Annotated in this window: 16 protein-coding genes and 2 tRNA genes; 14 read left to right on the forward strand and 4 right to left on the reverse strand. The window is 69.0% G+C overall.

The window, feature by feature from the left end; genetic code table 11:
- The first annotated feature begins 44 nt into the window (after window positions 1–44).
- From ACQEVY_RS31430 to ACQEVY_RS31445, 4 genes are all read left to right on the forward strand, one after another.
- Window positions 45–117 (forward strand) — tRNA-Ala (locus ACQEVY_RS31430).
- A gap of 281 nt (window positions 118–398) precedes the next feature.
- Complete coding sequence (locus ACQEVY_RS31435; RefSeq protein ID WP_328771635.1) at window positions 399–572, forward strand: hypothetical protein; 174 nt, start codon at window positions 399–401, stop codon at window positions 570–572.
- Between the two features lie 3 nt (window positions 573–575).
- Window positions 576–809 carry a hypothetical protein gene (locus ACQEVY_RS31440; RefSeq protein ID WP_328771636.1) on the forward strand — a complete coding sequence of 78 codons (234 nt, stop codon included), beginning with the start codon at window positions 576–578 and terminating at the stop codon, window positions 807–809.
- Window positions 810–896: 87 nt separating this feature from the next.
- Window positions 897–969: transfer RNA gene (locus tag ACQEVY_RS31445), tRNA-Ala, on the forward strand.
- A gap of 89 nt (window positions 970–1,058) precedes the next feature.
- Here ACQEVY_RS31445 and ACQEVY_RS31450 read toward each other — a convergent pair.
- Window positions 1,059–2,684 (reverse strand): NADH-ubiquinone oxidoreductase-F iron-sulfur binding region domain-containing protein, encoded by a 1,626-nt coding sequence (locus tag ACQEVY_RS31450; RefSeq protein ID WP_432952740.1) that lies wholly within the window; start codon window positions 2,682–2,684, stop codon window positions 1,059–1,061.
- Window positions 2,681–3,982 carry a ferric reductase-like transmembrane domain-containing protein gene (locus tag ACQEVY_RS31455; RefSeq protein ID WP_432952741.1) on the reverse strand — a complete coding sequence of 434 codons (1,302 nt, stop codon included), beginning with the start codon at window positions 3,980–3,982 and terminating at the stop codon, window positions 2,681–2,683. Before ACQEVY_RS31455 ends, ACQEVY_RS31450 begins: the two co-directional genes overlap by 4 nt.
- Window positions 3,983–4,576: 594 nt before the next feature.
- Between ACQEVY_RS31455 and leuS the strand changes: the two genes are divergently transcribed.
- From leuS to holA, 8 genes are all read left to right on the forward strand, one after another.
- Window positions 4,577–7,453: a leucine--tRNA ligase gene (gene leuS / locus ACQEVY_RS31460; RefSeq protein WP_432952742.1), complete on the forward strand. Its 2,877-nt coding sequence runs from the start codon at window positions 4,577–4,579 to the stop codon at window positions 7,451–7,453.
- A 189-nt stretch (window positions 7,454–7,642) separates the two neighbouring features.
- Window positions 7,643–8,425, forward strand: a complete 783-nt coding sequence (locus tag ACQEVY_RS31465) for a hypothetical protein (protein WP_432952743.1) — start codon at window positions 7,643–7,645, stop codon at window positions 8,423–8,425.
- A gap of 93 nt (window positions 8,426–8,518) precedes the next feature.
- Entirely contained in the window at window positions 8,519–9,364 is an 846-nt protein-coding gene (locus ACQEVY_RS31470; protein ID WP_432952744.1) for a DegV family protein, read from the forward strand.
- Between the two features lie 260 nt (window positions 9,365–9,624).
- Window positions 9,625–10,716: a helix-hairpin-helix domain-containing protein gene (locus ACQEVY_RS31475; protein ID WP_432952745.1), complete on the forward strand. Its 1,092-nt coding sequence runs from the start codon at window positions 9,625–9,627 to the stop codon at window positions 10,714–10,716.
- 140 nt (window positions 10,717–10,856) lie between these two features.
- Window positions 10,857–14,924, forward strand: coding sequence for a ComEC/Rec2 family competence protein (locus ACQEVY_RS31480; protein ID WP_432952746.1), 4,068 nt, complete (start codon window positions 10,857–10,859; stop codon window positions 14,922–14,924).
- Window positions 14,925–15,091: 167 nt separating this feature from the next.
- Window positions 15,092–15,979 (forward strand): YceI family protein, encoded by an 888-nt coding sequence (locus ACQEVY_RS31485; protein WP_432952747.1) that lies wholly within the window; start codon window positions 15,092–15,094, stop codon window positions 15,977–15,979.
- A 29-nt stretch (window positions 15,980–16,008) separates the two neighbouring features.
- Window positions 16,009–16,257, forward strand: a complete 249-nt coding sequence (locus ACQEVY_RS31490; RefSeq protein ID WP_432952748.1) for a hypothetical protein — start codon at window positions 16,009–16,011, stop codon at window positions 16,255–16,257.
- A gap of 72 nt (window positions 16,258–16,329) precedes the next feature.
- Window positions 16,330–17,334, forward strand: coding sequence for a DNA polymerase III subunit delta (holA, locus tag ACQEVY_RS31495; RefSeq protein ID WP_432952749.1), 1,005 nt, complete (start codon window positions 16,330–16,332; stop codon window positions 17,332–17,334).
- A 339-nt stretch (window positions 17,335–17,673) separates the two neighbouring features.
- Here holA and rpsT read toward each other — a convergent pair whose 3' ends face one another.
- Window positions 17,674–17,940 carry a 30S ribosomal protein S20 gene (gene rpsT / locus ACQEVY_RS31500; RefSeq protein WP_432952750.1) on the reverse strand — a complete coding sequence of 89 codons (267 nt, stop codon included), beginning with the start codon at window positions 17,938–17,940 and terminating at the stop codon, window positions 17,674–17,676.
- Window positions 17,941–18,234: 294 nt separating this feature from the next.
- Between rpsT and lepA the strand changes: the two genes are divergently transcribed.
- Both lepA and ACQEVY_RS31510 read left to right on the forward strand, forming a co-directional pair.
- On the forward strand, window positions 18,235–20,103 hold the full coding sequence (lepA, locus tag ACQEVY_RS31505; RefSeq protein ID WP_432952751.1) for a translation elongation factor 4: 1,869 nt from the start codon (window positions 18,235–18,237) through the stop codon (window positions 20,101–20,103).
- A gap of 277 nt (window positions 20,104–20,380) precedes the next feature.
- Complete coding sequence (locus ACQEVY_RS31510) at window positions 20,381–22,267, forward strand: AMP-dependent synthetase/ligase (RefSeq protein ID WP_432952752.1); 1,887 nt, start codon at window positions 20,381–20,383, stop codon at window positions 22,265–22,267.
- Between the two features lie 182 nt (window positions 22,268–22,449).
- Here ACQEVY_RS31510 and ACQEVY_RS31515 read toward each other — a convergent pair whose 3' ends face one another.
- A complete protein-coding gene (locus ACQEVY_RS31515) occupies window positions 22,450–23,022 on the reverse strand; it encodes a response regulator (RefSeq protein ID WP_328771649.1) in 573 nt (190 codons plus the stop codon).
- Between the last annotated feature and the right edge of the window lie 18 nt (window positions 23,023–23,040).

Genomic DNA, 23,040 nt, shown 5'->3' on the forward strand with positions numbered 1-23,040 from the left:
AGCTAAAGTTCCTCTTGTTCAGCCCGCCGGGCGGGTGAACGCGAGGGGCTATAGCTCAGTTGGTAGAGCACCTGCATGGCATGCAGGGGGTCAGGAGTTCAAATCTCCTTAGCTCCACACAGAACACAGGCGCTACGGCGTGAAGATCCCGTTCCCCACAGGGGGAGCGGGATTTTTCGTGCCGATCGGCACACTCTTCTTGAATCGCTTGAGTCACTTGGGCCCGGGAGGCGTATACCTCTTGGGAGGCGCCCCTCGTTGTACGTTCGCGCTGGCCGTGACGGGTATCGCGGCCTCCGTGTCCGGACTGGTACGCAGGCGTCGCTGACCGTATTGGTCCGGCCGTGGCAGAATCAAACGGCCGGAAGGGGGCGCGGCCCGACGGGAGGGAGTTGGCGATGCCTGCGAGCATCCTCGGGGAGGTCGACGACCACCCCGATGCTGAGGTGACACGCGACCGGATCACCCGCCTCGACTGCCCTTCCTGCGGATCGGCCCACGTCGCCCAAGTTCTCGGCGACAACGGCGGGATCTCCTACGTGTGCACGGCCTGCGGCCACATTTGGAGCTGAGCGATGGGTGCACACAGGCGGAAGTGCGATTGGTGCGGCAGCGGTACGCCCATCGTCCGCGACATGGAACCGCTCAACCACGACTACCAGTACTGGTGCGAGGAATGCGCACGGGCGCTGATCATAAAAGGCGACCCGATCGAGACGTACCGCGAGCTGGAGGGGGAGCCGATCTACGGCCGGCTCCTCGACGAGCACTGCACGCTCAAACGGTTCTATTCGTTCGCCACGTCCTGACTCGGGGCACCCGTAAACGATTTGGTGGTGCACCGGGATGACCGTGTAATGTTGGCGTCGCCGCCGGGTCAACCGGGGGACACACAAGGGGCTATAGCTCAGTTGGTAGAGCACCTGCATGGCATGCAGGGGGTCAGGAGTTCAAATCTCCTTAGCTCCACAGCAGATGAAGAGTCATACAGAAGGCGGGCCATCCGATCGGATGGCCCGCCTTCTGTATGTGCTGCCTCCTGCGTTGTTACGTCGCGGTCAGCGGCCGCTGCCGAGCGCGCGGCGACCGCGTCCTTGGCCGCGCTGCGACAGGACGGGCAGGTTGTTGCGGGCCGGGCCGCCGGAGTTGTCCTCCTCGATGCGCAGCGCGAGTGCCGGGCAGCGGCGTACGGCGCGCATGGCCTTCTGCTCGGCGTAGCGCGGCACCTGGGCCTGGGCGACGGTCGGGAACCCGTCGGCGCCCAGTTCGAAGACCTCCGGGAGGATGTCGGCGCACAGGCCGTGCCCTCGGCACAGCGTCCAGTCGACGTGGATCTTCTGGCGGCTGGGGCCGGACTCCAACTGCCCCTGTCCGCCCGGGATACCGGTGGGAACTCCGCCGGCCTCGAAGAGCGGCAGTACGCCCTCCACGGGCCTGCCGCAGCCGTTGCCGAGGACGTGCGCGGCCAGGTCGTCGGTGAACGCCTTGAGGGTCGACTCGAGGAACATCGCGGAGCCGTCCGGGTGCGAGCACGCACCGCGTCGCTTCACGGCGTGGGCGACCTGCTTGACCGCTTCCAGGGCGGCGGGGCCGCCGCCGTTGAGGATGTCCTCCATGCCGCGGGCCGCGGCGGGCAGACCGAGATAGCAGGGACCGCACTGGCCCGCGCTTTCTTCGGCCAGCCACTGCGCGACGCGCAGCGACTCGCCCAGCGGACAGGTCTCCTGGCTGATCGGGAGGATCGCGCCCGCGCCGAGTGAACCGCCCACCGCCGCAAGGGAGTCACGCGAGACGATCGCCTCGTTGACCGTGGCCGCGTCGATCCACTTGCCGTGGTAGCCGCCGGTCAGCACGCCCTGCGGGACCGGTGGGGCGCCGGCGAGCTGGAGGACGTACCGCAGCGGCACACCGGTCGGCATCTCGATCACCATGGGGCGGGCGACGGCGCCGGAGACGGTGACCATGACGGTGCCGGGCTCGTCGTACAGGCCGGTGTTGCCGTAGCGCTCGGAGCCGATGCGGGCGGCGATCGCCAGCTGGGCGAACGTCTCGGCGTTGGACAGCAGCGTGGGAGCACCGCCGACGCCGGTCTGTGAGGCGCTGACCTTGCGGCCCGGCGGGATCGCGGGACCGCCGTCGATGGAGCGGATCAGCGAGGCGGCGGCGCCGGTCACCATCCGTACCGGGTTGCGCTGTACACGGGCCCGGAGGACCGAGCCGCGCCGGTTGTTCAGGCCCCGCTCGGCGAGCGCGGACTCCATGGAGCGCTGGGTGGACTCCCGGGTGACACCGACCACGAGGGTGCGGGCACCGAGTGCCTCCGCGACCAGCAGGGCGCCGTCGAGGATGAGGTGCGGAGCACGGTTGATCAGCACCGTGTCCTTGCGGCAGGCCGGCTCGTCCTCACTGCCGTTGACGACGACCACGGGCCTCACACCGCGCTTGATCGCCGACTCGGCGACCGAACGCAGCTTCTTGTGGAAGGGGAAGCCCGCGCCGCCGCGGCCCTTCAGGGATATCCGCTCGGCGAGTTGCGCGAGCTGTTCTCCGCCCATCGGCTCGAGCGGACCGTGCACCTTGAGGTGCATGTCCAGGTCGAGTCTTTCGACCAGGTCGAAACCCGAGGTGAGCTGGGGAAGTCCGACCACACGGACCTCGGGGACATCAGGCAGAGCGGCGTTCACCAAGAGCCTCCGGAAGGCGCGTTCCAGGGTTCGCCGGAGCTGGGTGCGTCAAACGCACCGGGCAGCGTTTCAGTGGCGGGACCGCTGTCGTACGTGTCATTCGTGTTGTACGTGCCAAGGGGGTCGTTCGACTCACCGGTGTCGTAGAAATCATTGGATCCGTACGGCGAGGGGGTGTCGGGAGTCACGTAGGGCATGTTGCCCGTGTCGTAGAGCGGGCTGTTGTACGGGGCGGGCGCCTCGGAGGGGGGCGGCGGGGCCTCGTACAGCTGCGGGGACGGGGCCGGCCAGCGGGGGGCGTTGTCGTCGACGGGCGGGAGCACCTCGGTGGGCTGCATGTCCGTCGGGAGGCCCTGCATGCGCTGGGTCGGGTCGGGCTGGGCGATGGGTGCCTGGATGCGCGGGATGCTGCCGGTGTTGGACACGGCCCGGTAGGCGGCGGAGAAGCCGCCGGTGTCGGTGAGCGGGTTGGAGCCGGTGTCCGTGAGCGCGGCGCGCTGACCGGTGTCGTACAGCGAGCCTGCCCCGGTGTCTGTGAGGGCGGCGCGCTGGCCGGTGTCGTACAGCGAGGCGCCAGACGGGGAACCCGTCCGCTGCCGCGGGACCTTCCCCTCCGGGAAGCCCGGACGGGAACCGGCGCCCTGCAGCCGGGACTGGGCGGCGGTACGGCGCCCGGGGGGCTCCGCGCGTAGCGTGCCGTTGTTGTTGCCGATCACTTCCCGGAGGCGCTGGGCGACCCTGCGCCTGAACGGCGGTGGAGAGGCCCGCAGGGCCAGCGCCGCGCCGACCGCCGCCAGGCTCAGGCAGTACAGGATCACGAAGACCGGCTTCGCCTCGCGGCCGGTGAACAGGCCGTGGATCAGCGCGAAGCACCAGGCCGGGTAGGCCAGGCTGTGCATCATGCGCCAGCGGGAGGCGACGGGTGCCGAGGTCGCGAAGCGATTGCGCAGGATGCCGGTGATGGCCACGAAGATCATCATCAGGCTGGCCAGGGTGCCCAGGCCGATGAAGATGGCCCGGCCCAGCATCTCGTCGTTCGAGCCGACGAGTCCGAAGGGGATGATCGCGGCGATCCACGAGGTGTGGCTCAGCGCGAGCTTGGTCCCGATGTGCACCAGCATGAACACGACCGCGGAGACCGCGGTGATCCGGTGCACCGCCTGCGCCAGCATCCGCTGGCGGGCGTCCAGGAAGATCCTGTCCTGGGCGACGAGTCCCCAGATCACCGAGGCGCTGAGGCAGACGAGGGACAGGACGCCTGTACCGAAGTTGAGGAACTCCGCGAACGCGTCATCCATCGTGCTGTTCAACTCGCACCCGGGGCAGTCCGCCGCCAAGGGTTGGCTGTCTGAGATCACGACATACCTCCCAACATCGCGACGAAGGATATGAGCGACAACGCACCCGCGGTGAATCCACCGCGGGTTGAGCAGCCCGGTCGGGGAACCGGGCTGTTACTGCGTCGAGTGTTCATGGGGGGTGTCTCCCAAACAGTTCGGGGAAGCGGTCCCGCTGCCGCACTCTAGGCCGAGTACATACCGAGGGGTACGAGGTTTGAGTTATTGCGCCGTTATCTAAGGGTCCTTAGGGGGCTGTGATGTCCCTTAGATTGCCTTACGCGGAGTAACCCTTGACCTTTGTTCAGCTTTTGGTGCCGCAACAAGAGTGTGGCACGCCGTGTCATGTGCCCCTGAAATCTCCGTCGCGGCCCACTCGACGGCTGCGGTACCCTGACGCCATGCGTGCCGTACGCCTTCTGCTTAGCGAGCCGCGCTGACCAGTCCCGGCCACCGACGATTCCGTGGCCGGAATCAGCGCGGCGTCCCCTCCTGTGCGAGGGGCTTTTTCATTTCCCGCCGCTGGCAGAGACGATCGATGGAGCTTTGAGGATCATGAGCGAGACGAACCCCGCCGCTGCCTCCGAGGTGGTGGCGCCGCACCGCTACACGGCCGCCATGGCCAACGAGATCGAGGCACGCTGGCAGGACTTCTGGGAGGCGAACGCCACTTACGCGGCGCCCAACCCCACCGGCGATCTGGCCGCTGACCCCGCCCTGGTGGCCAGGCCCAAGAAGTTCATCATGGACATGTTCCCGTACCCCTCCGGTGCGGGCCTGCACGTCGGCCACCCGCTGGGATACATCGCCACCGATGTGTACGCCCGCTATCAGCGCATGAGCGGCCACAACGTCCTGCACACCCTGGGCTTCGACGCCTTCGGCCTGCCCGCCGAGCAGTACGCCGTGCAGACCGGCACACACCCGCGCGTGTCCACCGAAGCCAACATGAAGAACATGCAGGTGCAGCTGCGCCGGCTGGGCCTGGGCCACGACAACCGCCGCTCGTTCGCGACGATCGACCCGGACTACTACAAGTGGACCCAGTGGATCTTCCTGCAGATCTTCAACTCCTGGTACGACGACGAGGCGAAGAAGGCCCGCCCGATCTCGGAGCTGGTCGCCCGGTTCGAGAGCGGGGAGCGGGCGGTACCCGGTGGGCGTTCCTGGAATGAGCTGACGGCCGCCGAGCGCGCCGACGTCCTGAGTGGGTTCCGGCTGGCATACGCCTCCGACGCGCCCGTCAACTGGTGCCCAGGCCTGGGCACCGTACTGGCGAACGAGGAGGTGACCGCGGACGGCCGCTCCGAGCGCGGCAACTTCCCCGTGTTCAAGGCCAAGCTGCGCCAGTGGAACATGCGCATCACCGCGTACGCCGACCGGCTGCTGGACGACCTGGAGCAGCTGGACTGGCCCGAGGCCATCAAGCTGCAGCAGCGCAACTGGATCGGCCGCTCCGAAGGTGCCCGCGTCGACTTCCCGATCGACGGCGAGAACATCACGATCTTCACCACCCGCCAGGACACCCTGTTCGGCGCGACCTACATGGTGCTGGCGCCCGAGCACCCGCTGGTGGAGAAGTTCACACCCCAGGAGTGGCCCGAGGGCACGCACGAGGTGTGGACCGGCGGCCACGCGACCCCCGCCGAAGCCGTCGCCGCCTACCGCGCGCAGGCCGCCTCGAAGTCGGATGTCGAGCGGCAGGCCGAGGCCAAGGACAAGACTGGCGTCTTCACCGGCTCGTACGCCACCAACCCCGTCAGCGGCGAACAGGTGCCCGTCTTCATCGCCGACTACGTACTGATGGGCTACGGCACCGGCGCGATCATGGCCGTCCCGGCGCACGACACACGGGACTTCGCCTTCGCGCGCGCCTTCGAGCTGCCGATCCGCTGCGTCGTCGAACCGACAGATGACCGGGGCACCGACGCCTCGACCTGGGACGACGCCTTCGTGTCGTACGACGCGAAGATCGTCAACTCCTCCGGTGCCGACATCTCCCTGGACGGCCTGGGTGTCGCCGAGGCCAAGGCCCGTATCACCGAGTGGCTGGAGCGCGAGGGCATCGGCGAGGGCACTGTCAACTTCCGGCTGCGTGACTGGCTGTTCAGCCGCCAGCGCTACTGGGGCGAGCCCTTCCCGATCGTCTACGACGAGGAAGGCATCGCCCACCCGCTGCCCGAGTCGATGCTGCCCCTGGAGCTGCCGGAGGTCGAGGACTACTCGCCGCGCACCTTCGACCCGGACGACGCGAACACCGTGCCGGAGACCCCGCTGTCCCGCAACGAGGACTGGGTGAACGTCACCCTGGACCTGGGCGACGGCCGCGGCCCGCGCACGTACCGCCGTGAGACCAACACCATGCCGAACTGGGCCGGTTCCTGCTGGTACGAGCTGCGTTACCTGGACCCGCACAACTCCGAGAAGCTGGTCGACCCGGAGAACGAGCGCTACTGGATGGGCCCGCGCGAGGGCATGCCGCATGGCGGCGTCGACCTGTACGTGGGCGGCCAGGAACACGCCGTGCTGCACCTGCTGTACGCGCGTTTCTGGTCCAAGGTCCTGTACGACCTGGGGCACGTCTCGTCGGCCGAGCCGTTCCACAAGCTGTACAACCAGGGCATGATCCAGGCCTTCGTCTACCGCGACAGCCGAGGCATCGCGGTGCCCGCCGCCGAGGTGGAGGAGCGCGACGGTGCGTTCTACTACCAGGGCGAAAAGGTCACCAAGCTGCTGGGCAAGATGGGCAAGTCCCTGAAGAACGCGGTCACTCCGGACGAGATCTGCGACGAGTACGGGGCGGACACGCTGCGCCTGTACGAGATGGCGATGGGCCCCCTGGATGTGTCGCGGCCGTGGGACACGCGCGCGGTGGTGGGTCAGTTCCGGCTGCTGCAGCGGCTGTGGCGCAACGTCGTGGACGAGGCGAGCGGTGATGTGACGGTGGTGGACGCGGAGCCCGACGAGGACACGCTGCGTGCCCTGCACAAGGCCATCGACGGCGTACGCCAGGACCTGGAGGGCCTGCGCTTCAACACTGCCATCGCCAAGGTCACCGAGCTGAACAACCATCTGACCAAGGCGGGAGGCCCGGTGTCGCGGTCCGTCGCCGAGCCCCTGGTGCTGCTGGTCGCGCCGCTGGCCCCGCACATTGCCGAGGAGCTGTGGCGCAAGCTGGGGCACACCGACTCGGTCGTGCACCAGGACTTCCCCGTCGCCGACCCGGCGTATGTCGTGGACGAGACCGTGACCTGTGTCGTGCAGGTCAAGGGCAAGGTCAAGGCGCGCCTGGAGGTGTCCCCGTCGATCTCCGACGTGGAGCTGGAGAAGGCGGCGCTGGGTGACGACAAGGTCGTGGCGGCGCTGGATGGCGCGGGGATCCGCAAGGTGATCGTGCGGGCGCCGAAGCTGGTGAACATCGTTCCCGCGTAACAGGCGTCGGGGTAGTCCCCTACGGGCAGGTTGGGGGTTCCGCTGGAACCTCCGGCCTGCCTTTTCCGTTTACCGTGGAAGAGCCGGCGGGCACTGGAACAGGACCGAGCAGATCTAGTAGACCGCGAAGACCGAGCAGATCTAGTAGACCGAGCAGACCGAGAAGCAGGTCCCGAGAGGAACGACGTCGTGGAAGCCGTGGCAGTAATCGTGGCGCTGATCTTCGTGTTGTTCGTGGTCCTCGGGGCGTATGCGACGGTCAAGGTGGTCGGCGCCGCCAAGCGCGGAGTGGACCGCACCGTCGCGCAGGCCCGCCGTACGGTCGAGGACTCCACGCTCAAGGCGAAGACCCTCGCGCAGCCTGGAGCGTTCGGTGAGTTGGCCCAACTGCGGCTCTCCTTGCGCACATCGATGCGCGCGACCCAGGACGCGCTGCACGCGGGCGTGGCCGAGGACGAGTCGCTGAAGGAGTCCCTGGCCCTCTTCCAGCGACTCAGCGCGCACGGCCATGAACTGGACGCCGACATGAAGCGACTGGAGCGCGAGCCGAACAGAGCCCGCCTCGTCGAGCAGCTGCCTCAACTGCGGGAGCGTACGGAGCAGATCACGAAGTCGGCCGACGCCCTGCGGTGGGCGGCGCGTGACCGGGCCCGGCGGTTCGCGGGCGATGACCTGGACTCACTGAGCCAGCAGATCGACATGGAGGCGGGCGCGCTGCGGCACTGGACCAAGGAGCCGGCGCCCTCTCAGCCGCCGCCCCCGTGGCCGGAGGCGCCGGCCGCCCCGGGCGACCAGCAGACCTGGCCGGACACGGCTCCGTCGCGTAGCGCCGAGGAGGAGCCCACGCCCACCGCCGCGAAGGAGCCCAGCGCCGAGAAGGAGCGCACGCCCACCCAGCCCGCCATCGCACCGCCGGCAGCGCGGCCCACGTACCCCTGGGAGAAGAAGCCCCGCCCGGAGAGCACGACTTGATCCGGGAACGCGACGGGATCCGGCCGAATCGGCAGCGCCAGGCGCGATCTGCCGGGCTGCCGCCCAGGCGTTCCTGCGGGTAATCTCCAGCTCATGTCCCGCCATGTCGCTATCGTCACCGATTCAACGGCCTACCTGCCGCCGCGGACGATGGAGCGCCACGGCATCACAGCGGTGCCCCTGACCGTGGTTCTCGGCGACCAGGCACTCGAAGAGGGCACCGAGATCTCGGCCCGCTCACTGGCCCAGGCACTCCAGAAGCGACGCCCCGTCACCACGTCCCGGCCCAGCCCCGCGGTCTTCGCCGAGACCTACCGCAAGGTGGCCGAGTCGGGCGCCACCGGCATCGTCTCGCTGCACCTGTCCGCCGAGCTCTCGGGTACGTACGACGCGGCGGTCCTCGCCTCGCGCGAAGCCTCGGTGCCCGTACGGGTCGTGGACACGGGCATGGTCGCCATGGCTCTCGGCTTCTGCGCCCTGGCCGCGGCTGAGTCCGCGGAGGCGGGCGGCACGATCGACGAGGCGGTGACTGCGGCGGAGAAGCGGGCCGCCGGCACGTCCGCGTACTTCTACGTCGACACGCTCGACTATCTGCGCCGGGGCGGCCGGATCGGGGCGGCACAGGCCCTGTTCGGCTCCGCACTGGCCGTGAAACCGCTGCTGGAGCTCAACGGCGGCCGGATCGAACTACTGGAGAAGGTGCGCACCGCATCGAAGGCGATCGCCCGCCTCGAGGAGATCGCGGCCGACCGGGCCGGAAGTGCACAGGTCGACATCGCGGTTCACCATCTCGCCGCGCACGAACGGGCGTCGGCGCTCGCGGAGCGGCTCCGGGCCCGGGTGCCGGGCCTGGCAGATCTGCATGTGAGCGAGGTCGGGGCGGCCATCGGGGCGCATACGGGGCCGGGGTTGCTGGGGGCTGTGGTCTCGCCTCGGTGAGCTTTCACGGGGCTTGGTGAGGTATCCCACTGTGATGTATCTCGCAAAGTGTGTGGGTTATGTGGGGAAGTCGTGTGCTGCGTGCGTGGGTGGCCCGACGGGTGCTCTGTCGGAGGCTGTGTCGGGAGCCCTGTCGGGAGCCCTGTCGGACGCCCGTCAGGCTCCTCGTGTGGGTGACGGAGTTATCCACAACTGGGTGGTAATCCACGGGAATTGAGCAAGATCATCGCGAGAGTGCCGGTGTGCTCGATTCTCGTCGCATGGCACTTCGATCACCTTCACGGACAACGACCGCTACCAGTGGCCCGGGCCGCGGCCCCGTTTCCGACGGCCGCGTCCGGCACCGCCGCCGCCCTTACCGCGGCAGGGCACGCCGACATCAGGCCTCGGCGGAGGCCCTCCGCCTGCGCGCGGAGGCGATCTTCGCCGAAAGGGCAGGAGAACGGCGGGGGTTGGGGCATTGGCCGCCCGACGCCGGCCCGAGGACGCGTGTGCCCCCTCGCGAACGGGCAGTTGGCGGCGACGCGGTGGGGGCAGGCGGCGCCGAGACGGTCGGCAACGAGGCCGGGGTGGAAGCCGCGGCCAGGTCTGAAGCCGTGTGGCGGGAGCGGGTTGGGCTTGCCGTGCGGGAGCGGATGCCGCTGTGGCTCCAGTCGAGGTGCGGCCTGGAGCGGAAGAGTGTGATCGCGCTCTCGGTGTTGCTGGTGGTGGCCGCTGTCTTCGCCGCTCAGCACTTCTGGTCGGGCCGTACCCAGCCGGTGCGTCCACCGGAGGTGGTACGGGCGGCACCCACGGCTCCGTACGAGGAAGCGGCGGTGGCACCCGGATCCTCAACAGCCGCGCGGGATCCCGTCGGTGCGCCAGGCCCGGCGGTCGTGGTGGACGTCATCGGCAAGGTGCGCGAACCGGGTATCCACCGGCTGCCGGCCGGCTCCCGGGTCGCGGACGCGCTGCGGGCTGCCGGAGGAGTGCGGCCGGGCGCGGACACGGTGGGGCTGAACCGCGCTCGGCTCCTTGTGGACGGCGAGCAGGTGGTGGTCGGGGCGCCGCCCGGCGGGATGGCAGCGGGCGCGACCGGAGGCACAGGCGGCGCCGGTGCCGGTGGCTCCGCTGGTGCCGCGGGCGCTGTCGGTCCCGGAGGAGCCGCCGCCGCTCCGGCCGCTCCGGTCGCCCTCAACACGGCCACACTGGAGCAGCTTGACACCTTGCCGGGCGTCGGCCCCGTGTTGGCCCAGCACATCATCGACTACCGCACGCAGCACGGCGGTTTCCGCTCGGTCGACGAACTCCGGGAAGTGAACGGAATCGGTGATCGTCGTTTCGCTGATTTGCAGAATCTCGTACGGCCATGAATGGGCCGGAGGTTCATCCGCTCAGCTCCGCTGTGGTTGGCCCCGCCGTTCGCGGCCCCGGGGCGCCCAGCGCTGGTGTGCCCGGCTCTGCTGAGGCTGGCCCCGGTGCGCCCAACTCTGGCGGGCGCGACCGCCCGGCCGTGCACGCTGCCTCTGGGAACCCGCTTGGTTCCTCGCGTCCTCGCCAAGAGGGGCCGACCGACCTGCGGTTGGTGCCTCCCGCACTGGCGGCGTGGGTTACGGCGGCACTGACGCTGGGCGCGTCACCGGGCTGGACCGTCGGGGTGGTGGCCGTCTGCCTGGTCGTGGCGGGAGGGTTGCTGGTCACCGGCCGAAATCGTGAGCGCGTCGTGTCGCACCGCGACCGTAGCGAGGTGGACCGCGTGCGCAGCGAACTGGACCGTAGCCACAGGGGGTCGGGCCGCAGGCATGCCGGGCCGGAACGCAGCCACGGTGAACTAGGCCGCGGGAGCGGTGGCTCGGACGGCGGCATGAGCGAGCGGGACTGGAACCGCATCGATTCGGAACGCAGGTACGCCGAGCCGCACGGCAGCCACGGTGAACCAGGCCGCTGGAGAGGTGAATCGGACCGCGGAAGGGGCGACCCGGACGGGGGCCGAGGCAACTCGGGCCGCCGCCGCGTCCAGCCGGGCCGCAACCGCAATGAGCCGGACGGCAACCGCGCCGAGCCGGAGCGCGGTCACGACGAGTCGGACCGCAGCCAGGCCGAGCCGGAGCGCAGTCACAGTGAGCCGGTACGCAACCGCGCCGAGCAGGACCGTAACCGCGCCGCTCCGGAGGCCCATCGCGCGCGCCGCCGCCTCCTGTGGCGTACCTGGCCGAAGGCCTCCGTAGCCGCCGTGCTGCTCTGCGTGGCGGCAGCGGCTGCCTCCGGTGGGCTGCACGGGGCGGACCTGCGCCGTGGCCCCGTCCCGGAGTTGGCACGCCAGTACACCGAGGTGACCGCCGACGTGGAGGTCACCTCGGACCCCCGGCTCACCCGACCTCGGATCAGGGGAGCCCACGCCGCCCCGACCTCCGTACTGCTCAACGCCGAGGTCCGCCGCATTGAGCAGCCGGACGGAACGGTGACGGCGACACGGACACCGGTCCTGGTGATCGTGACGGTGGGGTCGGACTCCGGCGACGGAGCCATGGCGGGGCCGGATTCTGCGAAGGCGCAACGCTCGCCCTGGCTCTCCCTTCTGCCCTCCACGAAGGTGCGCGTGGCGGCGCGGGTTGTGCCCGAGTTGGGGGACGGTGGTCGGGTCGCGGCGGTGTTGCGGGTGCAGGGGAGTGGGCCGCCGTGGGTGGTGGGGGAGCCGTCGGGGGCGCAGCGGTTCGCGGGGGAGTTGCGGGCCGGGTTGCGTGCGGCGACCGAGGGGCTGGAGCCGGATGCGCGGGCGTTGCTGCCGGGACTGGTGGTGGGGGACACCTCGCGGATCCCGCCGGAGCTGGACGAGGCGTTCAAAGCGACTGATCTCACTCACCTGCTGGCCGTCAGCGGCGCCAACTTCACGATCCTGCTCGCCCTGCTCATCGGACCACCGGGCCTTGCACAGCGCGCCGAACGCCGAGGCCTCGCCCCCAGACTCGGCATCCCGCTGCGGGCGACCGCCGTACTCGGTGGCGCGCTCTCACTCGGCTTCGTCATCGTGTGCCGGCCGGACCCGAGTGTGCTGCGGGCCGCGGCCTGCGGATCGATCGCGCTGCTGGCCATCGCCACCGGCCGCCGCAGGTCGCTGATTCCGGCGCTGGCCACGGCGGTCCTGCTCCTGGTGCTGTACGACCCCTGGCTGTCCAGGAGTTATGGCTTCCTGCTCTCCGTACTCGCGACCGGTGCTCTGCTCACCCTGGCCCCGAGGTGGAGCGCCGCGCTCCAGAGGCGGCGGGTCCCGCCGCGGCTCGCCGAGGCGCTGGCCGCGGCGGGCGCGGCGCAGGCCGTGTGCGCGCCCGTTGTCGTGGTCCTCTCGGCTCGGGTGAGCCTGGTGGCGGTGCCGTGCAATCTCCTCGCGGAGTTCGCGGTCGCGCCCGCCACGGTGCTGGGCTTCATGACGCTGGCCACGGCCTTGTGGGCGATGCCGGTCGCCAAGGCGCTGGCGTGGTGCGCGAGTTGGCCCGCGGGCTGGATCGCGGACATCGCCCGCACCGGAGCCGCCGTGCCCGGCGCGGGCGTGGACTGGCCGGACAGTTGGGCAGGCGCGCTGCTGCTCGCCTGCGTAACGGTGGTGCTCGTACTCGTCGGCCGGAGGCTCTTGTGGCACCCCTGGCTGAGCGCTGCCTGCGGTCTGCTGCTCCTGCTGGTGCTGGTGCAGCCGGCGCCCCTCACACGGGTGATCACGGGGTGGCCGCCACCCGGCTGGCGGTTCGCGATGTGCGACGTGGGACAGGGCGATGCGACGGTGCTCGCGGCAGGAGACGGCGCCGGTGTGGTGGTCGACGCGGGACCCGATCCGGTGCTCGTCGACCGCTGCCTGCGCACGCTCGGCATCACCCGAATCCCCCTCGTCGTGCTCACCCACTTCCACGCGGACCATGTCGCGGGGCTGGCGGGCGTGCTGCGCGGCCGTTCGGTGGGCGCGATCGAGACGACGGACTTCGAAGAGCCGCTGGACCAGGCGGAGTTCGTGCACCGGCAGGCGGCGGCCCGGCGTATCCCGGTGACCCGTGCAGTAGCGGGAGAGCGGCGGCGTACGGGCGCGCTCGACTGGCGGGTGCTGTGGCCGCCGCCCCGCCCGGCCCCGACTCCCGAGGGCCCGAACGACTCGAGCGTCGCCATGTTCGTACGGTCGGCCGGGCTGACCCTGCTCCTGCTCGGCGACCTCGAACCGCCCGCCCAGCAGGCCCTGTTGAGATCCCCGGCCGGAGCCACCCTGGGTGGCGTGGACGTGCTCAAGGTCGCCCATCACGGCTCGGCCTACCAGGACCCCGAGCTCATACGCCGAGCAGCGCCACGCCTCGCACTCATCTCAGCCGGCGCGGACAACCCGTACGGGCACCCGGCCCCGAGCACGGTGGCGGCACTGCGTGCCGGGGGCGCCACGGTACTGAGCACGGACGAGCACGGGGCGATAGCCGTCGCCGGAGAGGGGGGACCGCCTGTGGGTGGCGGGAGCCTGAAGCTCCTGGAGCCTGACGTCCAGGAGCCAGGAGCCAGGAGCCAGGAGCCAGGAGCCACGAGCAGGGAGCAGGGAGCAGGGAGCCAGGAGCCGAGGGCCGGAGACCGGAGGCCGGAAGGCCAGGTCCCGGGGACCGGCTCCCGGAGGCTGGAGGCCGGCGACCGGCTCTCGGAGACCGACTCCCGGACACCGGGCGGCCAGATCCCGAAGCTCGACGTCCGCGAAACTGGAGCCATGGAATCCGTACAGGCAGACGCCTATCTCCGGCGGATGGGGGCTGACCGTCCCGCACTGCCCACCGCTGACGCTCTCCAGGAGCTGCAACTGCGGCATCTGCTGGCCGTGCCGTTCGAGAATCTGTCGATCCATCTGGGAGAGGAGATCGTGCTGGAGGAGAAACGGCTCTTGGACAAGCTGGTGGGGGCCCGGCGGGGCGGCTTCTGTTACGAGCTGAACGGGGCGTTCGGGGCGCTGCTCGCGGAACTGGGCTTCGAGGTGACGCTCCTCGCGGCACGGGTGTACGGGGAGGAGGGGCGGCTGGGCATTCCCTTCGACCATCTCGCGCTGCGGGTGCGGACGTCGGACGGGGGTGACTGGCTGGTCGACGTCGGATTCGGGGCGAACAGCCACTATCCGCTGGCCTTCGGGGAGCGGGGCGAGCAGGTGGATCCGGGCGGCACGTTCCAGCTGGTGGAGGCCGGGGCGGATCCGGCCGGAGTGCGAGGAGGTGCCGTGCGCTCCGCGGGCTCCAGGGACCTGGACCTGGCCCCGGACCTGGACGTCCTGCGGGACGGCACACCTCAGTACCGGCTGGAGCTGCGGCCACGGGTGCTCGAGGACTGTGTGAGCGGTGCCTGGTGGCACAGCACCTCGCCGGTGTCGCACTTCACGCGATCCCTCGTCTGTTCGCGGCTCACCGACGACGGTGGCCGAATCACGCTCAGCGGACGGAAGCTCACGATCACGGCCGCCGACGGGACGAAGGAGGTATCGGATCTGGCCACGGACGAGGAGGTGTTGGAGACGTACCGGGAGCGATTCGGAATCGTGCTGGAGCGCGTTCCGACGCTGGGGGGAGCGGATTCCTGAAGGAAGAAACACAAGCGGAACGGCCAACTCGGACTGATCGTGCCAATAACCAGCACACTTGCTGGATTCCCGTGATGTGGTCGAGTCTTGCCTCGAAAGCCGCACCAGTGGTCGAATGCATCGCCAACAAACCTGTCTTATTTCATATTGCGCGAGGTGTGTCGTAGATGGTCGGCCGGTGGCTGGGAAGCCGTAAGAACCGAGTGCAAGGAACGGGTACGGGCCTCCGCGCTGCCCTGCCGATGCCGACAGGTGCCGGGATGCTCAGCTGCCGGGTGCTGGATCCGGTCAACCAGCCGGTGTCGCATGCCGAGTTCACGGTCAGCGACGTCAGGGGACGCAGAGTGGTCGGCGGGGGCGTGGATCCCTTCGGGTCGTTCATGGCGACGGTTCCCGCGGGGGAGTACCGGCTCGGGGTGTCGGCGGAGGGGTTCACGCCGATCCGGGAGAGCGCCACGGTGCGGGAGAACTCGGTGACCTCGCTCGGCGACATGGCGCTTCGCATCGCCCAGCCTCCCCAGCTGCCCGAGCCGGGGGACTGGGAGATCGAGCCGACGCATTCCTCGATCGGGTTCACCGCACGGCACATCGGGCTGGCGCGGGTTCACGGCCGGTTCAACACCTTCGCCGGGGTGATACGTGTCGCCGATCCGGTGGAGCACACGGCGATGCACGTGGTGATCGACGCCTCCTCCATCGACACCAATGTGAAGATGCGCGACGACCATCTGCGATCGGCGGACTTCCTCGACGTCGACCGTTTCCCCACGCTGGAGTTCTACAGTGACCGCTTTGTGCACAAGGGCGGTAACCGCTGGGCGGTCACCGGGGCGCTGTCGCTGCACGGCGTGACGCGTACGGTCACGCTCGACACCGAGTACCTCGGGATCGGCAACGGCATGGAGGGCGAGGTCCGGGCGGCGTGCCGAGCCACCACAGAGCTCCGGCGCGACGACTTCACGGTGAGCTGGCAGACGATGCTCGCCCGTGGCATCGCCGTGGTCGGGCCCAGCATCCAGATCGCCTTGGACGTACAGGTCGTCCCCAAGAGCTGAGCTGCTCGGCCGTACCGGAAAATGTCCGCGTGAGCGATGTGAGACATGTGCTGGTGCTGCCGGATCGCGATGCCGCTGAGGAGGCGTTGGAGGCGCTCGGGGAGCGGTTCGGGATAAACGACGAGGAGCCGCGGCTCGTACGGGATGCCCTGGCCGGTGAGGACGATGCCGAGGACGCGCAGTGGCTGGTGGTCCTGCGGGATGCCGAGGGACGGCTGGACGCCGGGGAGTTGGACGAGTTCGCGGGCGAGTGGGACGGCTGGCGGGAAGAGCCGTAGCCGCGGGGCCGGGGTGCCTGAGCGGCCTCAGCCGAGGGTCGTTGTCAGTGGTGCGTGGGATGCTTGAGCGCGATGGCCAGGAAGACTGAATCCGCAGACCCGGCAGAGGTACTCGCCCCCGTCACGATCGCCGTGGGGCAGGAGGACCTACTGCTCGACCGCGCCGTGCGGGAGGTGGTGACCGCCGCGCGGGCCGCCGATCCGGACACGGATGTACGGGACCTCACCTCGGACCAGTTGCAGCCGGGGACGCTCGCCGAGCTGACGAGTCCCTCGCTCTTCGCCGAGCGGAAAGTCGTGGTCGTGCGGGGTGCGCACGATCTGTCGGCGGACACGATCAAGGACGTGAAGGCGTATTTCGGTGCGCCCGCCGAAGAGATCACGCTGGTGTTGCTGCATGCCGGCGGGGCCAAGGGCAAGGGGCTGCTCGATGCCGCGCGGAAGGCGGGAGCGCGGGAGGTCGCCTGCCCCAAGATGACCAAGCCGGCGGACCGGCTGGCCTTCGTGCGCGGTGAGTTCCGTACGCTCGGGCGGTCGGCCACGCCCGAGGCGTGTCAGGCCCTTGTCGATGCGATCGGGAGTGATCTGCGGGAGTTGGCGTCCGCCGTGGCGCAGCTGGTCGCGGACGTCGAGGGAACGATCGACGACGCGGTCGTCGGGCGGTACTACACCGGGCGGGCCGAGGCCTCCAGCTTCACCGTCGCCGACCGGGCCGTAGAGGGGCGGGCGGCGGACGCCTTGGAGGCGCTGCGGTGGTCCTTGTCGACGGGGGTCGCGCCGGTGCTGATCACCAGCGCGCTGGCGCAAGGGGTGCGGGCCATCGGCAAGTTGTCCTCCGCGCGTGGGGGGCGTCCGGCCGACCTGGCCCGAGAGCTCGGGATGCCGCCGTGGAAGATCGACCGGGTGCGGCAGCAGATGCGGGGCTGGACGCCGGACGGCGTCGCCGCGGCCCTCCTGGCGGTGGCGGAAGCGGACGCGGGCGTCAAGGGTGGGGGCGATGACCCCGAGTACGCCCTCGAGAAGGCGGTTGTTGCGATCGCCCGGGCGGCGCGGAGCGCTCCGCGCGGAGTGCGGTAGGCCCTACGGGGGTGGTGGGTTCGGTTCGCGGGCGGCTGCGGGTCGTTTGTGGCTGGTCGCGCCCACGCGGCGGAGCCGCAAATTGATACAGCCCCGCGCCCCTAAGGGGCCGCTCCCCCCAGGTCTCGAAACAGGGAAACCCAACGCCGCCCAGCCCAAGCCGAAGGCCCCGCGTTCCGCCCTGGGGAAGGGCGGAAAGCGGGGCCTTCGGTTCAAGCTGAGGACTCGTACCCGCGTGGCGAACGCAGGCCGCGTACGAGTCGGGGTGCCGGTCGGGAGCGGAAGAGAGAGGGCCCGCTCGAGTCCTTCCGGCGATCAAATCAAGTGATCGTTACAGGTTCAGCCCTTGAGGGAAGCGACCTGGGAAGCAAGCGCCGACTTCTTGTTGGCGGCCTGGTTCTTGTGGATGACGCCCTTCGAGGCGGCCTTGTCGAGCTGACGCGCGGCAACGCGCTGCAGCTCGGTGGCCTTCTCGACGTCACCCGCGGCAGCGGCCTCACGGGCCTTGCGGATCGCGGTCTTCAGCGAGGACTTCACGGCCTTGTTGCGCAGCCGCGCCTTCTCGTTGGTCTTGATCCGCTTCATCTGGGACTTGATGTTCGCCACGAATGAGCCTTTTCAGGTTCAGGCGCACGAGGGCCAGCCTCACACGCCGGTGATTGATCTTCGAGTGGCCCACCGGTGACCCGGCAGAGCCGTCTGTGTCTCCCAAGAGGGCTCCGCAGAGAGCCCTTCAAGGGGCACCCCAAAGTGCATGAGACACAGCTGCTCAGACTAGCAGCCGTAGTCCTACCGGCCCAAACCCGTGGCCGGTCCCCGCCCGTGGGACCATGGAACCTACGTATCGATCCGAACCCGAGCCGCTGACCCCTGCGGATATCTCAAGAATCAGGACCCTGCGTGCCCGCGACCCCTAACAATGTGCCGAAGCCGAGCCGTACCGACCCGGCTCTGATCCGCAATTTCTGCATCATCGCGCACATCGACCACGGCAAGTCCACGCTCGCCGACCGGATGCTCCAGCTGACCGGTGTGGTCGAGCAGCGGCAGATGCGCGCTCAGTACCTCGATCGTATGGACATCGAGCGCGAGCGCGGCATCACGATCAAGTCCCAGGCGGTCCGGCTGCCCTGGGCCCCGACCGAGGACAAGGGCAACACCCACATCCTCAACATGATCGACACTCCGGGGCACGTGGACTTCACGTACGAGGTGTCCCGGTCGCTCGCCGCGTGCGAGGGGACGATCCTGCTCGTCGACGCCGCTCAGGGCATCGAGGCCCAGACCCTCGCCAATCTCTACCTGGCGATGGAGAACGACCTCACGATCATCCCCGTACTGAACAAGATCGATCTGCCCGCCGCGCAGCCCGAGAAATTCGCCGACGAGCTCGCCCACCTCATCGGCTGCGACCCCGGCGATGTCCTCAAGGTCTCCGCCAAGACGGGACTCGGCGTCGAGGCCCTGCTGGACAAGGTCGTCGCGCAGGTCCCCGCGCCCGTCGGCGTGAAGGACGCCCCGGCGCGCGCCATGATCTTCGACTCCGTCTACGACTCCTACCGCGGCGTCGTGACGTACGTACGAGTCATCGACGGGCAGCTCAACAAGCGCGAGCGGATCCGGATGATGTCCACCGGCGCCACGCACGAGCTGCTGGAGATCGGCACCAACTCGCCGGAGATGCTCTCCGCCGACGGCCTCGGAGTCGGTGAGGTCGGCTACCTCATCACCGGTGTGAAGGACGTCCGCCAGTCCAAGGTCGGTGACACCATCACCACCCTGAGCAAGGGGGCGACCGAGGCGCTCGGCGGCTACAAGGACCCGAAGCCGATGGTCTTCTCGGGCCTGTATCCGCTGGACGGCTCCGACTACCCCGAGCTGCGTGACGCTCTCGACAAGCTTCAGCTCAACGACGCCGCGCTGGTCTACGAGCCGGAGACCTCGGCCGCCCTCGGCTTCGGATTCCGCGTCGGCTTCCTCGGGCTGCTGCACCTGGATGTGATCCGGGAGCGGCTGGAGCGTGAGTTCGGGCTCGACCTGATCGCCACCGCGCCGAACGTGGTGTACCGCGTGCTCATGGAGGACGGCGTCGAGCACACGGTGACGAACCCGAGCGAGTTCCCCGAGGGGAAGATCAGTGAGGTGTACGAGCCGGTCGTACGCGCCACGATTCTCGCCCCGAGCGAGTTCATCGGCTCGATCATGGAGCTGTGCCAGACCCGTCGCGGCACCATGCTCGGCATGGACTACCTCTCCGAGGACCGCGTCGAGATCCGCTACACGCTGCCGCTCGCGGAGATCGTCTTCGACTTCTTCGACCAGCTGAAGTCCAAGACCCGCGGCTATGCCTCCCTCGACTACGAGCCCACGGGCGAGCAGAGCAGCTCACTCGTCAAGGTCGACATCCTGCTGCACGGCGACAAGGTGGACGCGTTCTCCGCGATCACCCACAAGGACCAGGCGTACGCATATGGCGTGCGGCTCGTCGCCAAGCTGCGCGAGCTCATCCCGCGGCAGGCCTTCGAGGTGCCTGTCCAGGCGGCCGTCGGCTCCCGGGTCATCGCCCGCGAGACCATCCGCGCCATCCGCAAGGACGTCCTCGCCAAGTGCTACGGCGGTGACATCTCGCGTAAGCGGAAGCTGCTGGAGAAGCAGAAGGAAGGCAAGAAGCGGATGAAGATGGTGGGCTCTGTGGAGGTTCCGCAAGAGGCCTTCATCGCGGTGCTGGCCAGCGACGAGAGCGCGACCTCCGGCAGGGGCAAGAAGTAGGAGACGTCGTTCCGGGTAAGCCGACCACTGTTACCCCAGGAAACTGGGGAAGAATGCGGGCTCGTCGCATTTCGGCGCGACGGGCCCGTACGCATGCGTAGGTTCGCTCAGCGTAGGAGTCTCGTAGGAAGTGACAGCTCGCCGCCCCTTACGCACTGGCGAGTCCCGCTCTACTCTGATCACCCATCGATGGTTACTCGCGAGTTAAACAGCGGCCGCGAGTGACACAACAGCCGCAAAGAGCCAGCCGCACACTGTCGCGGGCCCGGAGGATGTCGTGAGCGACACACAAACCCTGATCGAGAACCGTCCGCCGTCCGTGGCGGCCCTCTTCCTGGAGCGCGTGGCGGCCACACCGGACGCCGAGGCCTACCGCTACCCCGTACCCCCCGCATCGGGCGAAGGCCCGGACGATTGGAAGTCGCTGACCTGGGCGCAAGCTGCCGAGCGGGTCTTCGCCATCGCCGCGGGTCTGATCGAACTGGGCGTCCAGCCCGAGCAGCGCGTCGCGCTGTCCTCCGCCACCCGGGTCGAGTGGATCCTCGTCGACCTCGGCATCATGTGCGCGGGTGCGGCGACGACGACCGTCTACCCGCAGACGAACGCCGAGGAGTCGGCCTTCATCCTCTCCGACTCCGAGAGCAAGGTCCTGATCGCGGAGGACGCCGCACAGCTCGCCAAGGCGCGCGAGAAGCGGGCCGAACTTCCCGAATTGACCCATGTCATCGTCATCGACGGCACCGGCGTGGACTCCTCCCAGGACGAGGGCGACTGGGTACTCACCCTCGCCGAGCTGGAGAAGCGCGGCGCCGCCGTCCTGGAGAAGAACCCCGACCTCGTCAAGGAGAAGGTCGGCGCGATCACCTCCGACCAGCTCGCCACGCTGATCTACACCTCCGGCACCACCGGCCGCCCCAAGGGCGTACGGCTGCCGCACGACAACTGGTCGTACATGGCGAAGGCGACCTCCGCGACCGGTCTGATCAGCGGCGAGGACGTGCAGTACCTGTGGCTGCCGCTCGCGCACGTCTTCGGCAAGGTGCTCACGTCCGGGCAGATCGACGTCGGGCACGTCACCGCTGTCGACGGCCGGGTGGACAAGATCATCGAGAATCTGCCGGTGGTGAAGCCGACGTACATGGCGGCCGTGCCCCGCATCTTCGAGAAGGTCTACAACGGCGTCGCGGCCAAGGCCCGCGCCGGTGGCGGCGCCAAGTACAAGATCTTCCAGTGGGCGGCGGGAGTCGCGCGCGAGTACGCGAAGGTCAGCCAGGACAACTTCCGCAGGACCGGTACGGCCTCCGTGCCCTTCGGACTCGGAGCCAAGCACAAGATCGCGGACGCGCTCGTCTACTCCAAGCTGCGCGAGGCCTTCGGCGGCAATCTGCGCGCCTGCGTCTCCGGATCGGCCGCGCTCGCGCCCGACATCGGCTACTTCTTCGCCGGCGCCGGCGTGCACATCCTGGAGGGCTACGGACTGACCGAGTCGTCCGCCGCCTCCTTCGTGAACCCGGGGGAGGCGTACCGCACGGGCACCGTGGGTAAGCCGCTGCCCGGCTGCGAGGTGCGGATCGCGGACGACGGCGAGATCCTGCTGCGCGGGCCCGGGATCATGGAGGGCTACCACAAGCTGCCCGACAAGACCGCCGAGGTCCTGGAGCCGGACGGCTGGTTCCACACCGGTGACATCGGCGAGCTGTCGCCCGACGGCTATCTGAAGATCACCGACCGCAAGAAGGACCTCATCAAGACGTCCGGCGGCAAGTACATCGCGCCGGCCGAGGTCGAGGGCCAGTTCAAGGCGGTGTGCCCGTACGTCTCCAACATCCTCGTGCACGGTGCTGACCGGAACTTCTGCACCGCGCTCATCGCGCTCGACGAGCCGTCCATCCTCGGCTGGGCCAAGGAGAACGGTATGGAGGGCAAGTCGTACGCCGAGGTCGTCGCCGACCCCGCGACGGTCGAGCTCATTGACGGGTACGTCAAGCAGCTCAACCAAGGGCTTCAGAAGTGGCAGACCATCAAGAAGTTCCGGCTTCTGCCGCGGGACCTCGACATTGAGCATGGCGAGCTGACGCCGAGTCTGAAGTTGAAGCGGCCGGTTGTTGAGCGGGAGTACAAGGGGTTGATCGAGGAGATGTACGCGGGCTCTCGCGAGGCGTAAGCAGGGCGTTTTCAGCGGGCGTTTCCTCCAGGAAGGGCGGGGAACTGCGTTCGGCTGTTGGCTGCGGGTTGTACGTGGCTGGTCGCGCAGTTCCCCGCGCCCCTAAAGGGGCCGCTGGTCGCGCCCACGCGGCGGAGCCGCAAATTGATACAGCCCCGCGCCCCTAAGAGGCCTACGGCCTCTCACACGGCGCCGTTGCCCTTCACCAATGCCCGTAGGTCTCTCACCTGCCTGCGCACCCCCGCCAAGTCCGGGGAAGCCTCCGTCAGTTGCTTCTCCAGGGCGTCCAAGCTGGCGTTCACCTGTGCGCCGTGGGCCCGTTGCTGTGCCAGCATCCGTTCCAGTTGGCGGTTCTTTCGGTGGAGGTCCAGGAAGACTGTGACCTTGGCTCTTAGGACCCAGGGGTCGAAGGGCTTGGTGAGGTAGTCGGCGGCGCCGGTGGCGTAGCCGCGGAAGGCGTAGCCGGAGTCGGCGTCCGTGCCCGTCAGGAAGATGATCGGGACGTCCTTGGTCTGGTCCAGCCGCTTGATGTTCGCGGCGGTCTCGAAGCCGTCCATGCCCGGCATGCGGATGTCGAGCAGCACTACGGCGAACCGCTGCCGCAGCAGCGCCTTCATCGCTTCCTCGCCCGAACGGGCCCGTATCAGCGGCTCGTTGAGGGAGCCCAGGACCGCCTCCAGCGCGATCAGGTTGTCCTCCATGTCGTCCACGAGGAGGATGTTGGCGCGCTCGCCGGTCGATGCCTCAGTACTCATGGTGATCGTCTGCCTGCC

Origin of the sequence: Streptomyces sp. CA-288835 (genome assembly GCF_050936385.1) — a bacterium.
Taxonomy (GTDB): Bacteria; Actinomycetota; Actinomycetes; order Streptomycetales; family Streptomycetaceae; genus Streptomyces.